This is a genomic window from Vibrio sp. J383, from assembly GCF_023503985.1.
GTDB classification, from domain to species: domain Bacteria; phylum Pseudomonadota; class Gammaproteobacteria; order Enterobacterales; family Vibrionaceae; genus Vibrio; species Vibrio splendidus.
On sequence record NZ_CP097293.1, the window covers coordinates 363310 to 377676 of the forward strand.

The window sequence follows — 14367 nt, forward strand, 5'->3', positions numbered from 1 at the left end:
TGTCATTTCCAAACGAAGAGAATAAAGAAGAATAACAGCTATGAGCAACCCTCTACCCAACTTCCGTGAAGAGCAAAGCGCAAAAATTCCAGCGTTGACTTTACTTACCAACCTTGGTTATCAATTCATTCCTCCGAGCGAATGCGTTGTTAAGCGTGGCAACCTATCAACGGTTATTTTGCCTGACGTTTTACGTGATGTGCTGAAACACAAAACCTACTCATTCATGGGGAAGGATCACCCGTTATCAGAAGCGGCTATCGACAAGATTGTCCACGAGTTAGCGAACCCAGCGATGAATGAAGGGGTGAAAGCAGCTAATGAAAAACTCTATAACGCTCTGACCTACGGTATTGGAGTGACCGAGTTTGTTGATGGTAAGAAAGCCAACCCAACCATTAATGTAATTGACTGGCAAGCTCCTAAGAATAACCAGTTTCACTTTACTGAAGAACTCGTCGTTGAAAATGCGCATGGTACTGCTAACCGAATCCCAGACATTGTTTGCTTTGTAAATGGCTTACCTTGGGTGGTGATTGAAGCTAAACGTCCTGATTCGTCTCACGGAGGTAAGCCGACCGTCGCTGAGGGTATTTCTCAAAACATTCGCAATCAGAAGGTCGATGAGATCCCTCATCTGTTTGCTTATAGCCAACTATTACTGTCGGTTAATGGTCACGAGGGCTTATACGGAACGTGTGGTACGCCAAGTAAGTTCTGGGCAAAGTGGAAAGAAGAAGAGATCACCGAAGCCACTTTTGAGCGCTTAAAGAACAAACCTCTTGAGCAAAACAGCCTAGATAGAATCTTTGGTCATCGCCCAGCTAAAGTACGTGATGAATATTTATCGCTGATTGTTGGCGGTGAGTTAGTGGTGACAGACCAAGACCGCTTATTGGTTTCACTACTGCGTCATGACCGACTACTGGAAATGACTCAGATATTCACCCTGTTTGATAAAAAAGCGGGCAAGATTGTTGCCCGTTATCAGCAAGTATTCGGCATCAAAGCCTTGATTGAACGTGTGACCTCTTTTGATGAGAAAGGCGCACGTAATGGCGGTGTGATATGGCATACCACAGGTTCTGGTAAGTCGTTCACCATGGTGTTCTTATCGAAGGCACTCATATGGATTAAAGAACTGGCTAAATGCCGAGTAGTGGTCGTAACCGACCGTGTTGATTTAGAAGACCAACTAGCGAGTACCTTTGCCTCAGGTGGTGCGCTATCAGAAAAAGATCGTAAAGCCTCGATGGCAACAACAGGGAGACGTCTTGCCGAGCAAATCGGTAAAGGTAATGAGCGTATTATCTTCTCCATCATCAATAAATTTGGTACTGCGATTGAGTTGGAAGAATGCTACAACGACAGTCCTGACATGATTGTGCTAGTTGATGAAGGCCACCGTAGCCAAAACGGTGAGAACAATATTCGTATGCAGCAAGCTCTACCGAAAGCCGCTTATATTGGCTTTACAGGTACACCGCTGTTGCAAGATGACAAGACTGAAAACAAGTTTGGCAAAATCATCCACTCCTACACAATGCAGCAAGCTGTGGAAGACAAAACAGTCACTCCGTTGTTGTATGAAGAGCGCGTACCAGATCTGAGCACCAACGATAAAGCGTTAGATGCGTGGTTTGATCGAATCACCGATAAGCTCACCGAAAAACAGCGCACCGACTTGAAGAGGAAGTTCGCTCAGAAAGGTCAGATCTATCAAACCGAGGGGCGAATCGAGCTTATTGCTCATGATATTTCGGATCATTTCCAAAACTTTAAGCGTCAGGGCTTAAAAGGTCAGCTTGCTTGTGACTCTAAAGCCTCTGCAATCCAATATAAGAAGCTTCTCGATAAAATAGGTAAGGCAACCTCGGTTGTTGCTATGTCTTCGCCTGATACGCGTGAGGGGCACGATACAGTTGATGGGGAAAGCACGGATATCGTTCAGAATTGGTGGAAAGAGAATGTCCTCAGCTCTGGTTTTGGTCAAGATGAGAAAGCTTATACCAAACATATTATAGAAGAGTTCGGTAAGGATGATGGCCCAGACATCATGATCGTGGTTGATAAGCTACTGACAGGCTTTGATGAGCCAAAGAACACCGTGCTTTACATCGACAAACCACTTAAACAACACAACCTGATCCAAGCCATTGCTCGGGTAAATCGTCTGCATCAGAAGAAAGAGTTCGGTTATCTCATCGATTATCGTGGCATTTTAAAAGAATTGGATGCCACTATTGCCGACTATCAAGATCTTGCCGAGCGAACCCAAGGTGGTTTTGATATTGAAGACTTAAAAGGTCTCTACAATCGTATGGATACGGAATACAAAAAACTACCCGGTTTATACAATGAGCTGTGGGCGATTTTTGCTGAGGTACCCAACAAACAAGATGGCCCAGCACTGCGTCAAGTGCTCGCTCCGAAAATTGATACCATTGATGGACAGCTTACCGATACCAACCAGAAAAAACGTGATGACTTCTACTCTACGCTCACAGCTTTTTCAAATTGTTTAAAAGTGGCACTGCAATCCGCAACTTACTTTGAAGATAAAAGCTTTGACGATAAGCGCGACCTCTATAAGAAAACGCTCAAGTCCATGGCTGAATTACGTAAGCAAGTTCGTGAAGATGCCGAAGAAACCATTGATTACGATGAGTATGCTGAAAATATCCGTACCATGTTGGATAAGCATATTGCAGGTGTTGAAATTGAAGAATCGAAAGGCGTTTACCTAGTCGGAAACATGGGTAAGGATATTAAGCCAGAGCAACTCACCGACGATGAAGCTCGCAACCAAAAAGATAAGATCACTGGTCGTGTCACTAAAATGATCGAACAAGACCTTGCCGATGACCCGTATGCTCAAGAGTATTTCTCGAAACTGCTTAAGCAAGCGATTCAGCAGGCAAAAGAGATGTTCGATGCACCTGTAAAGCAATATCTGCTATTTGCTGATTTTGAAGAGCAGGTAAAAGAACGCGATGTGAAAGGCATGCCGACGGATCGATTCGCAGAACTTGACCCTAAAATAAAACGACACGTACAGGCATTCTATGGTCTATTCCCTCATCATTTAGGGGATAATGTTTTGCCAGAAGATGAGTGCTTCAATTATGCGTTACAAATCGATGAGATCGTTACCGCCGCTGTTGCTGAGTTTTCAATTAACCCTCAAGAAATAGAGAATCAGATCCGACGCAAGTTAATCCCTGTGTTGTTCAAAGCGATAGGCATGGATAAAACCCAAGCGGTCATTACTGATGCCATCAAAATTACCCGCCTTGGCGTATCAGGACATCATTAATGACGTCGGTAAGCTCCAGTGAAGGCAACAAAGAAGAGTACAGCTTCGTCTATGGCGACGAAGCTTTGTGTTACGAAGTCGTCCGCAAACCGCATTTAGACGGTAAGAAACGTAAAATCACCATCAAGGTTCATCCTAATTGTGAGGTAGTGATTACTGCTCCAGAAGATGCAGAGCGTAATGACATTCACCAAGCTGTGATGAAGCGTGCTTCGTGGATTTACGATGCGTTGAAAGAGTTTCGTAGCCATCTGGAATACGTCCAACCTAAACACTACGTCAGCGGTGAAATGCAGTTCTACCTTGGTCGTCGTTACGTATTGAAGATCGTGGAAGATGCCAAAGCACTACCAACAGTAAAAATGACTCGCGGTAAATTACTGGTCACCTTAACTCGGTTTAACGATGACAAAACGGCCATGGTCCGAGCATTGGTGCGCAACTGGTACAAGGTACGTGCGGAGCGTATTTTCCATGAGCGTTTATCTGAATTGCTGCCGCAAGCCACTTGGGTTGATGGTATCCCAAGCTTTCGTGTTCTTCCCATGAGTAAACAATGGGGAAGCTGCTCGGCTAAAGGAAACTTGATGCTGAACCCACACCTCATTAAAGCGCCTAAAGAGTGCATTGACTACGTTATTCTGCACGAGCTTTGCCACATCGCCGAGCACAACCACAGTGAGAAGTTTTGGCGGCTGCTGACAAGCGTGATGCCGCATTGGAAAGAAGTGAAAAGTAAGCTGGATGGTATGGCGGAGTTGTACTTGAATGAGTGATAATTTTGATTTTGAACTAGCGGAATTGCTGCGAAAGCAAGTACCTCATGATGAGTCGATACACAGTACTTTGCTTAGAACATTATTAACGTATGATCCAAATATAAAGCCTATCGGCGTGATAGGTAATTCAGGCTGTTGGATCGATGCTCCTTTTGTTCAAAAGCAGTATCAGTTCCTTTTCTATCGCTATCCTGACCATGTGTTATTAGAAACTATAGATATGGGTTTGTCTGTGAACGGTAAGTATAACTGCCTTTTTGATAACCCTGTCTCTTACACATATCGAATTGAGTCTACTTTTTTTAGTGGGAGAAGAACTAGAGATCGAGCCTCGTCTGCAACGAAGATAAGGTATTGTTTATCTTGTATAGAAGAGAGTATTGCAAGTGTCGGCTATGGGTATTTTCGGCACTTTTGGGATAGTTCAAATTTATGTCTTATTCATGGGCAACCACTTAAAGAACTACCCGAATTAGGGTTTGCTAAAACTCTAAAAGCCGTAAAGCGGCTGTTTAATGCAAAAGATTGTAGACAAGCGATAAGCTTAGCAAAAAAGCCTGAAGTAACTGCTAAATATTCTCCGAAAATTACATGGGATGAAACGGGAAGGTATGTATTCCCTATTAAATTTGCTCCAGGGTGTTTGATGCCCGTTTTTGCTCAGTGGGTTAATAGCAAATACTCAAAGTTCGAAAATATGAAATTACGAGACTTTGCACAAAAGGTTACAGGGCAGTATTTTAATCATTATTCTCTTTATGAATTTGATTATAGGCGAGATTTTGCGGGTATTTTGATGATGTGCGCAGAGTATGAGCCAGAGTTATTACATTCATTCATAGTTAATGAAGTTAGTCTTATTGGCTTAGAGTTGGGACCAAGAAAGCAAGGAGTTCTCCGAGAAATCTTTGCAAAGCACTCAGTGAGTGATTGTACCGCTTGTGTAGAAAAGTCTTGCATCATGAAAGCACATCAAGGCACTTTCAGTGTAGATGCAACAGAATTGAATCTTAAGAACTTATTTGAAAGTTCTTACACTCTTGCAAGAATATCTATGCAGGGTAGGCCTATTAGAACTAGTAAGGACTCGATCTGGGGAGTTATCGATGTTTCTCCAGAAATTGCTGATAGTAAAGCCTTTGAGAAGATAGAGTTTCAGCTAAACGAAGTTTGTTACAAATAGTGTACAAACTTTATTATTCCAATCTTGATTTAGTGTACAAACTTTATTGTGCCTAAACACTAAAACTGTTGTGCAAAAACAATCACGACGCTCTAAATAGTTGTAATTTCCATTAATAATGCCTGATGCGCTCATCAGGCATTATTGTTTTTGATAAAGAGTAGTCAGTTAGAGTAAATCGATGCGAATGTCGTCGAACTGATACACTTTTCCTCCAAACTTTTCACTGAAGGCTATCGCATCATCTTGTGTGCTAAAACTGCCTAACGTACTGCCCATCGCGCCCGTTTTACTTGAACCAATGACAAACCACGCAGCTTTTGCATCAATGAAGTATTCATTTTCTGGCTTTTGCCATGGCGTTTTACTCATGTCGTGGACGAAAATTTGTTGTATCTGGCGCTCATTCTCTGGCTGAAGTACATAGCTAAAGAGATCTCTGGTCGAGCAGAACTTCATGATCTCTTCATTGCCTTTTTGGTAAGCCTCGCCTTTCGGGCCCGGAAAGTTTGCGATAATCATACCGCATAAGTGACACTCATCAGCATTCTCAATGGCGACGGCTTGCTTTAACATTTTCTCTTGTGGTGCTTCGTTACAGCCGAATAAAAATACAGACGATAGAACTAATCCAATCCAAGAACTGCTTACAGGTATACGCATGTGAGGCCTCTTTTATAGTGTCTTTTTTCTAAAAATAATCAGTGCTAATAACAGTGGGCTAATTACCCAAGCCATCATTACCAACAGCAGTGTTGAGGTTGAATAACTACTGCTGATAGCAATTGCTAGTACCCCGTTTACATCACTGGTACTAAGCGATGATAAGTTCACTAAGCGAAATAGGTCAGCGGGGTTAAGCATCATGAGTTGAACTAAGCTATGTTGAGTGAGTAGTTCATTACCTCCAACCAATACAGCGAGCAAGGCTAGGTCAAAAACGATCACGAAGAACAACCATAAAATCAGTGAAATACCGGCTGCTTTGGATTTTTCGTTAACCAATAAGCTAATAAGATAAGCAAGGGAAACAAAACATAGCCCTAGCAGGATCGAAGTAATAATAAACAGCCCGAAAGATACGAATACTCCCGGCATGTTAGAGATAAGACTTAACATAACAGCAGCGCTGCCAAAGCCGAGCGTTGTGGCTAACGCGATAATGCTTCCCTGCCCAAGAAACTTACCGATCAGCAGTTGAGAATGGCTGATTGGGTAGGTCATCAGTAGTAATAAAGTGCCTGACTCTTGTTCGCCTACAAAGCTGTCGTAACACAGTAGTAGGGCGATCAAAGGGATGATGAATACTGACAGGCTCGATAAGCTAGCGATGGTTGAGGAAAGTGATGGTGAGCCAATATGCCCTGATGCGACTGTGCCGTAATAACTCAAGCCAATCGAAAGTAAAGCAAAAATACAGGTAATGGATACTAACCAGCGGTTACGAATACCATCTTGGAATTCTTTTAGTGCGACAGCGATAACGGGGTTCATTGGTTCACCTCCGGAGTAGTGATCGATGTGCTAAGGAAATGCTGATAAATCTGTTCTAAGTTGGCGACCTCAACTTGAATATCACTGAGGGTTTCGTAGCTAAGAAGTTCTCGAATGGTGGATAATTTCAATTCTTCAGGGATATGAAGTTGATTAGGTTCAACCATGAAACCAGACAAGCTTTGGTTTTTTGCTAGCGCGCCATTGAGCCCATGAGCTTTGATGACGACAGGAAGTTGTGCTTGTTGGCGTAACTCACTTAGGCTTCCGGCGGCGATACTTTTTCCTTTTGATAAGATCAGAGCGCGATCGATATGTTGTTCAACACCGGGTAGGACGTGTGAGCACAAAAGTACACTTGCCCCGCTTTTTTTTAGGTTGTCGACGCTTGTATAGAATTCTTGAGTTGCTATTGGGTCTAAACCAACCGTTGGCTCATCAAGCAATAACAGCTTGGGCTCACCCAAGAAAGCTTGTGCCAAACCAAGGCGTTGGCGCATGCCTTTTGAATACGTTTTTACTTGGTGATGGATCGCACGTTCTAGTCCTACTTGTTCTAATAAAGAGTGGACTTGCGCTTTTGGTACCGATTTCAAACGAGCAAAATAGGTGAGTACTTCTAGCCCCGTCAGTTGATCGTAAAAGCTGACATTTTCGGGTAAGTAGCCAATTTGTTTGCGGCTATGCCATGCTTGCCTATCCGTTGGGTTAGTACCAAAAACAGATAACTTACCTGACGTTGCTGAAATGACCCCTAAAATTAGCTTCATCATGGTTGTTTTTCCGGCTCCATTGTGGCCGAAAAGTCCGAGCACCTCACCGCTGTTTAACGTGAGGTTAATGCAATCCAACACATTGATTTTCTTGTACTGCTTGGTAACATTTTCTAATAATACAATCGACTGACTCATGATTGATTTCCTATTTCAGCAGTAAGAGGAGGTAACTGATACTCATTGGCTGGTGGCGATATTAACGGATGGGAATCTTTCACTCCCGCAGGCTTTAAGACCGGAAATTGCTTTTGCACCCAGCGCAGCATTAGTACCGAAGGACTATCGAGTAGCACTTTTGATTCTGGGTATTTCCAAACCATTTTATCAATGCCGTCGTTGGGCTCAAAAGGTGTATCACCAATGTTGTCATTGTCCAAATCCCACCCTAAGTAGTTGCTCCAATAATTGCCAACGCCTTGCTGGCTCCACTCCTGTTTTCTATTGGAAACGTATTTCACTTGTATTGGGTTATTGATAAAGCTGTTGCCAAATATTTTACCGTTCTCTGAACCTGCGGTGAGATGAATGCCAATCTCTGCAGTATCGATAGTGTTGTAACTGATGGTGTTGTAGCCAGAGTTATAGACAAATAAGCCTTTTCCTTCTCTGCCAATAACTTTGTTCTCTGGTTTCGTCCAAACATTTTTAAATTGGTTGTAGCTGATGTCTGACTGAGTAATAAAGTTCATCAACATACCGTAGTCTTCGCTGTCATGGCTTTGGTTGCCATGCACGACTAAATCTCGTGAGCTCATTAGAGCAAAGCCAGCTCGGGTTTTGTAGGCAGTATTACCTAACACTCGGTTGTTGTGGGAATACATGTAATGGATGCCGTAGCGAAGATCATGCATCGTATTATTGCGTAGTTCGCTTTCTTGGCTGGAGATTACGTACAAGCCGTCACGGGTATGACTTACAGTATTGTGTTGGACTAGTGCATGTTTAACCACAGAGAGTTGAATGCCGTTTCCACGGTCGGCGGAGCGAAGATCAGGGTTCCCAATAACGGTATTTTTTTCGACTAAGAGATGGTTGGCTTTTTGTAGCCACATGCCGAAGCCATCACCTTGTAGATGATTATTTCGAATGACAAGATTTTCACTGGATTGATCGGAGTAAATCGCAGCGTTTTGTTCGGTGAGGTCATCGCCCCAGTTGCGAATGGTTAAGTTTTCAATGGTGATATTGGAATTGTAAAGAGTCAGTCCATTATCAATACCTTGAGCATCTATAACGCTATTAGGTAGGCCTTGCAGTGTGATCTGATTACGAACGCGGAAGTTCCCCTTATATAACCCTGATTCTAAAATGATGGTATCACCATCTTGGCTCGAATCGAGAGCAAACTGGACATCTTCACTAGGGATCACTGTGATAATGGCAGCGAGCAGTGAAGAGTGAAATAGGCTGACTAAAACAGCACAAAGCCATCGAGTTATTTTCAATCCATCATATCCATTTGGGTGAAACGGGGTCGAATTACGGCTCTAAACGGATAAGAGCCGTATTCGGTGAGGAGTGAAAGTGATTAAGTTAAGTACTTTTTGGTACTGAGCTCACTTAAGCTTCCACTAACATGCGTCCGCGCATTTCCATATGCAGAGCATGACAGAACCAGTTACAGTAGTACCACTGCACCCCAGGTTTATCGGCAATAAAGGTAATGGAAGAGGTTTGTTGTGGGCTTATTTCCATTTGTACGCCATGGTTGGTCATACAGAATCCATGTGTTACATCTTCCACTAAATCTAGGTTGGTGACGATAACCGTCACTTCATTGCCTAGTTTCACTTTGAACTCGTTCATGCCAAATGTTGGAGCGATAGAGGTTAAGTACACACGAACTTTGTTGCCATCGCGAATGATTTTATTTTGAGTCATTACATCAACCCCATCTTTTTTCGCAATTTCTAGCGTTTCAGCGAAGATAGGATCATCACGCGACCACACTTTGTCTGGCTTCACTTTGCTGCGATGAATAATGGTGCCATCATGCGGTTCGGCAAAAGTAGGACCATCGTGTACTAACTTCATCTCATCGCCAGAAATATCGATGAGTTGGTCATTTTCGGGTTTTAGTGGGCCAACAGGTAAGAAGCGGTCTTTAGAGAATTTACAGAGTGATACTAACCACTTGCCATCAGCATCTCGAGTTTCTCCTGAGGAGGTACTGTTATGTCCTGGTTGGTAGTGAACATCGAGTTTTTGACGAATATAGTTAATTTTTTCGCCGTTGTAGGCTCGGATCGCTTCTTCAATGTTCCATTTGGCAATTTGGCTATCGAGGAATAAGGTGGTGTAGGCAAACCCTTTGGCATCAAAAGCGGTATGCAATGGACCCAAGCCTAGCTCTGGTTCTGCCACAATGGTGTCTCGAGGTTTAATTGTGTCATCAAAGAGTGCGTCTAGTTTATCAATTGCGATGACTGATACTGTCGGGGAAAGCTTACCATTGGCCATGAAATACTTACCGTCTGGTGAGGTGTTCATGCCGTGAGGAGATTTAGGAACTGGGATATAGCGAGTTAAATCAGAGCCTTTACGACCATCGAGTACGGGTACGCTATTACCATTGTAAGTTTTGAACTTGCCGGCTTTAACTGCAGCTTCACAGCGTGCTAAGTTGAACACCACCACATGATCACGCTCTGCTGTGATCATTTCGCCAAGGTTCATCCCCATTTCTGAGTTGTAACAAGTGGATGCGAAGTACTTACCATCGTAGTCAGCATCGGTGTTATCAAGGTTACCATCCACCATGACTTGGAATACCACCTCCATTTTTTCAGCATCAATAACATTAAACAGAGATCGGTAGGTGCTGATGTCTTCGAGTGTAGTTGTTCCGTTATTATCCATCGGAATTTCGAATTCACTATTACAAATTACGTACTTTGTATGCGGTACTTTCTGTACACGCAAGCCATGAATAGCTTGTACGTTAGGGATGGTAATCATTTTATCCACTTTCATGACATTGCAGCGGATACGAGCAACTCGAGAGTTTGCTTTGTCATTAATAAATACGTATTTACCGTTATAACGACCATCCGTCATGCTCATGTGAGGGTGGTGTGAATCGCCACATAGGAGGTGAGCGCTGTCGCCTTTAATGCGTTTACTTTCGTCGGTCAAACCCCAACCAGTAGCACTGTCGATATTAAATACAGGAATTCGCATTAACTCACGCATTGAAGGGATACCCATAATACGGACTTCACCCGAGTGACCACCACTCCAGAAACCATAATACTCATCTAGCTCACTAGGAAGAACCACCGCACTATTGCCGGCTTCTGCAGCCTGAGCTTTTGCCATGGAAGCAAACATTGCTGCGGACATGGGTGCAACTGCAACCCCTAAGCCAACAGCAGCACTTTTACCAAAAAACTTACGACGTTCACTATTGACTGGCAAGCGGTCTTCATCGAGTTGTGTCTTGTCATTACTCATGGTGTATCTCCATGTTATTGGGTAGATGCTGATGTAGCTTGGTAATAATAAAAATGCGACCTCATTTTTACTGTTGCGTCACTGGAATATCAGCTTTGTATGTGCGTTTTTTTTTGTATGCCATTTTTTTCAATGGAGGGCATTTTCCATCATTTGAGTAGGTAATTTGGCAATCTAAGCAGTAATGGCATTCGCGCATGTTAATTTCGCCATTGGGTTGTATTGCCTGTATCTCACACTCTTTCTCGCAGGTTTTGCATGGTGAACCACACTCTGGACGACGCTTGAGCCAGTCAAATAGGCGCACACTGTTAGAGACCGAAAGCGCTGCGCCAAGAGGACATAAATAGCGACAGAATGTTTTTCGATTGAATAAATTGACGGCCAGAATCAGTACTGCCCATAAAATGAAAGGCCATTCGCGATCAAACTTAAGTAAGAAGGTCGTTTTAAATGGTTCAATCTCGGCGAACTGTTCAGCAAGAGCTAAAGAGTCGAGAGAAATACCAAATAGACCAAGTAGAATTAGGTATTTTATGGCCCATAGGCGTTCATGTACTGCCCAAGGAAGTTCATATTGTGGCAGCTTTATATAACGAGCAAATTGGTTGATAAGCTCTTGTAGTGCGCCAAACGGGCAAAGCCAACCACAATAGACTGCTCGGCCCCAGAGCAGCATGGTGACCGCTGCTGCGCACCATAAAATAAAGATGATAGGGTCGAGCAAAAATAAGTCCCAGGAGAAGTCTCTGACTAATGCTTGTAAGAAGGTAAAGACGTTGACCACAGAGAGTTGGCCACCCCAACTCCACCCAATGAATATGACGGTGACGGCAAGAAAGCTGTGGCGCAGTCGATGCATAAAGGTTGGATGCTTCACTAAAATATCTTGGAAGAACAAAATAAGAAGTAGCACGGTTAACAGACCAATGAGGATCCACACTTCGACTTGACGCTCATGCCATACTTGCTCAGCGAGCGAGGGCTCTTTTGGCGGAATAATAGCAGGTGGTGTATCGACGTATTTTTCCAGTACATCATAACTGCCTTTGAAGCTGCTAAAGACACTATCAACAGGCCCTGTTTGGCGCCTCACTAGTAACTCTATTTGCCAGCTCGCTCCTGGATCAAACTCATGATGAGCCTGTATTTTAAAAAGAGACATCTCTTTGAATTTCGGTGCGCCAGTTGCAAACAGATCGTTTATTCGGTCATGGTCCAAATCTCGAAAAGAGATCTCATTGTCATTTTGATGTACTTGAAGGCGATCGAAAATCCCGCCACGAACATAGCCAGAGCCTTTGTAAGAATAGCCATTGCCCAATACAGCTATCAAGTGCTCACCAGGCTGAAGTTTGTTGATTTGCCATCGGTATTCATCCTCGCCCAAGAGGTTTTTACCTATGGTGGGAATATCCGCAAGAGCATAGTAGATCTCAGCAAACATATCGTTGTTTTGACTAGGTGCCACTCGGTCAATATTTTCACCTTCAGTATCATCAAAGGCTTCTTGTACGGCTTGATTGGTCAGGTATATCTTTCGAATTGAGCCATCACCTGTAAGTTCTAACCAATTATGTTGTTGATAGATGTTGTGTTTTATAGTCGAAATCGGCTGGATGATACCGTTGGTTTTTTCAATAATTCCCAGTGATTCAGCGGCTTTTTTTGCCGCTTTTGTGATAGCCACGTTCATGACCATTACCGTGACCGTTGCTCCAGATAATCCATCAATTGGCACGTAGTCTTTATTGGGCTTGCCCCCCACTTTGATGCGATCTTTTACCGATAAACCTACATATTGATCGCTAAAGTCCCACAGTTTTTGTTCGGGAATACCAGCCAGAATAATGGGTTCATGATGCTCAAGGACTTTGGATGCGAGGTAGTTACCTTGGGGATCAATGATCACTAACATATTTACTGGCTCGCCAGAATAGGCGGGGATTCTTGCGATATCGTTCGTTTCAAAAGCATAGCCAAGAGTTGTATCTTGCTCTTTGATCACTCTGAGTAAAGGTTCGCCGCTTTTATCTGAGATAGACGTTAGCGAAGGGAAAACAACATGAATGAGTGGAATTGGGTCTTTTGGGGGGCTGACAAATAAAGCTTGAGCGGTAAATGAGACGAGCAGCAGGAAGAGTGTTAGACATAACTGTGTGAAGCGTGTGTATTTACTCAGTAGGCTTTCCATGCAGTATTCCATCCATACTCACTCGTGAATGGTTAGGGTAGAGAATCGAACTTGTATGAAGTTGATCGAAATCAATACTGATGTTATGAGTTTGTATTAAATGTGTAAAACATCGCCACCTTCACATATTGATGACTTTGTGAGTAAAGAGGCTAATTGAGTCGTGTTAATGAATAAAGGATGAGCGATGTATGGGTGTGGTTTTTTGGGTTTTTGGTAAAGGCTAGCGAGTGCTAGCCTTTTTTGATTTTGTTATGAGTGATTTTTGGTGAGTTTGTTTCTCTTCTTTCCCCATTTGATCTGTTGAATAACAAGACCAGCGATTATTAACATCAATCCAAATAGTGTCGCAGGGTGGATTTCTTCGCCAATAATGGTCGAAAGCAGCATCAATGAGATAAATGGTGAGGCAAAAATTAGATTGCTGATACGCGCTGTATTGTTGGTCAGTTTTAGCGCTGAGAGCCACAGCACAAAGGTAATACCCATCTCGAATAGGCCTACGTAAGTCACGGCCATCCAACCTTTCGCTGTGATTTGGCTAAAGCTTTCGCCTTCGTAAAGGGTTAAACCAATCGCGAATGGCAATGCCACTAAGAACCCAAGTAATACACCTACCACAGGGTCAGCTTTATTTTTGGTATTGAGAATCCAGTACCCTGCCCAAAGCAATGTTGAAAGCAGAGCAAGTGCCACACCGAGTGGGCTATCGAATTGCATGCCTAGCACATCGCCTTTGGTGGCAATAACTACCACACCCGCATAGCTGAAGGTACACGCCACCCAATCTTGTTTACGAATCTTTTGCCCTAGAAACACCGCTGCCATTAAAGTCAGCGTGATCGCCCAACTGTAGTTGATGGCTTGCGCTTGAGAAGCGGGCAGTAGGTCGTAAGCTTTGAATAGAATCAGGTAGTAGGCTAGAGGGTTAACCAAACCGAGCAGTAAGTAATACCAAGGGTTTGAAAGAAACGTGGTACTCAGTTGAGAGAGTTTGCCTTGAAACGCGCAAACCGCGATCAGCGCAATCGACGACACAATGCTGGCGATGGTCAGCATTTGAATCGGTGAAAACTCAGCAAGGGTCAGCTTAAAAGCCGTAGCGACTGTTGACCACAGCAATACCGCGGAAAGGCCAAAGCCCAAGGCACGACGTTCGTTCATAGCAACTC

The 14367-nt window shown here is 43.4% G+C and carries 10 protein-coding genes; 3 read left to right on the forward strand and 7 right to left on the reverse strand.

Features of this window, described 5'->3' with window-relative positions; genetic code table 11:
- Positions 1-40: 40 nt before the first annotated feature.
- The 3 genes from M4S28_RS01710 to M4S28_RS01720 are packed head-to-tail and all read left to right on the forward strand — an operon-like array spanning position 41 to position 5278.
- Positions 41-3316, forward strand: coding sequence for a type I restriction endonuclease subunit R (locus M4S28_RS01710; RefSeq protein WP_249632186.1), 3276 nt, complete (start codon positions 41-43; stop codon positions 3314-3316).
- Positions 3316-4092 (forward strand): M48 family metallopeptidase, encoded by a 777-nt coding sequence (locus M4S28_RS01715; protein WP_249632187.1) that lies wholly within the window; start codon positions 3316-3318, stop codon positions 4090-4092. The genes M4S28_RS01710 and M4S28_RS01715 overlap by 1 nt, the downstream gene beginning before the upstream one ends.
- A complete protein-coding gene (locus M4S28_RS01720) occupies positions 4085-5278 on the forward strand; it encodes a hypothetical protein (protein WP_017089029.1) in 1194 nt (397 codons plus the stop codon). The genes M4S28_RS01715 and M4S28_RS01720 overlap by 8 nt, the downstream gene beginning before the upstream one ends.
- Before the next feature lie 168 nt (positions 5279-5446).
- Here the strand turns inward: M4S28_RS01720 and M4S28_RS01725 are convergent, their stop codons facing one another.
- The 7 genes from M4S28_RS01725 to M4S28_RS01755 all read right to left on the reverse strand — a co-directional run bounded on the left by M4S28_RS01725 (position 5447) and on the right by M4S28_RS01755 (position 14359).
- Positions 5447-5941, reverse strand: coding sequence for a nitrous oxide reductase accessory protein NosL (locus M4S28_RS01725; RefSeq protein ID WP_249632188.1), 495 nt, complete (start codon positions 5939-5941; stop codon positions 5447-5449).
- Between the two features lie 12 nt (positions 5942-5953).
- The gene (locus M4S28_RS01730; RefSeq protein WP_249632189.1) at positions 5954-6772 is read right to left on the reverse strand and encodes an ABC transporter permease; all 819 of its coding nucleotides are present in this window, start codon (positions 6770-6772) and stop codon (positions 5954-5956) included.
- The gene (locus M4S28_RS01735) at positions 6769-7683 is read right to left on the reverse strand and encodes an ABC transporter ATP-binding protein (protein ID WP_249632190.1); all 915 of its coding nucleotides are present in this window, start codon (positions 7681-7683) and stop codon (positions 6769-6771) included. The genes M4S28_RS01730 and M4S28_RS01735 overlap by 4 nt, the downstream gene beginning before the upstream one ends.
- Complete coding sequence (locus tag M4S28_RS01740; protein WP_249632191.1) at positions 7680-8993, reverse strand: nitrous oxide reductase family maturation protein NosD; 1314 nt, start codon at positions 8991-8993, stop codon at positions 7680-7682. The genes M4S28_RS01735 and M4S28_RS01740 overlap by 4 nt, the downstream gene beginning before the upstream one ends.
- Positions 8994-9108: 115 nt before the next feature.
- Entirely contained in the window at positions 9109-11001 is a 1893-nt protein-coding gene (nosZ, locus tag M4S28_RS01745) for a TAT-dependent nitrous-oxide reductase (RefSeq protein WP_249632192.1), read from the reverse strand.
- A gap of 67 nt (positions 11002-11068) precedes the next feature.
- Positions 11069-13195: a transcriptional regulator NosR gene (gene nosR, locus M4S28_RS01750; protein WP_249632193.1), complete on the reverse strand. Its 2127-nt coding sequence runs from the start codon at positions 13193-13195 to the stop codon at positions 11069-11071.
- A gap of 252 nt (positions 13196-13447) precedes the next feature.
- Complete coding sequence (locus M4S28_RS01755) at positions 13448-14359, reverse strand: DMT family transporter (protein WP_249632194.1); 912 nt, start codon at positions 14357-14359, stop codon at positions 13448-13450.
- Positions 14360-14367 lie beyond the last annotated feature (8 nt).

Bases quoted from the DNA above. Each gene is read 5' to 3' on its own strand.
- M4S28_RS01755 (WP_249632194.1), bottom strand. From the start codon at position 14,359: ATGAACGAACGTCGTGCCTTGGGCTTTGGCCTTTCCGCGGTATTGCTG.
- M4S28_RS01710 (WP_249632186.1), top strand. From the start codon at position 41: ATGAGCAACCCTCTACCCAACTTCCGTGAAGAGCAAAGCGCAAAAATT.
- M4S28_RS01735 (WP_249632190.1), bottom strand. From the start codon at position 7,683: ATGAGTCAGTCGATTGTATTATTAGAAAATGTTACCAAGCAGTACAAG.
- nosR (WP_249632193.1), bottom strand. From the start codon at position 13,195: ATGGAAAGCCTACTGAGTAAATACACACGCTTCACACAGTTATGTCTA.
- nosZ (WP_249632192.1), bottom strand. From the start codon at position 11,001: ATGAGTAATGACAAGACACAACTCGATGAAGACCGCTTGCCAGTCAAT.
- M4S28_RS01715 (WP_249632187.1), top strand. From the start codon at position 3,316: ATGACGTCGGTAAGCTCCAGTGAAGGCAACAAAGAAGAGTACAGCTTC.
- M4S28_RS01720 (WP_017089029.1), top strand. From the start codon at position 4,085: ATGAGTGATAATTTTGATTTTGAACTAGCGGAATTGCTGCGAAAGCAA.
- M4S28_RS01725 (WP_249632188.1), bottom strand. From the start codon at position 5,941: ATGCGTATACCTGTAAGCAGTTCTTGGATTGGATTAGTTCTATCGTCT.
- M4S28_RS01730 (WP_249632189.1), bottom strand. From the start codon at position 6,772: ATGAACCCCGTTATCGCTGTCGCACTAAAAGAATTCCAAGATGGTATT.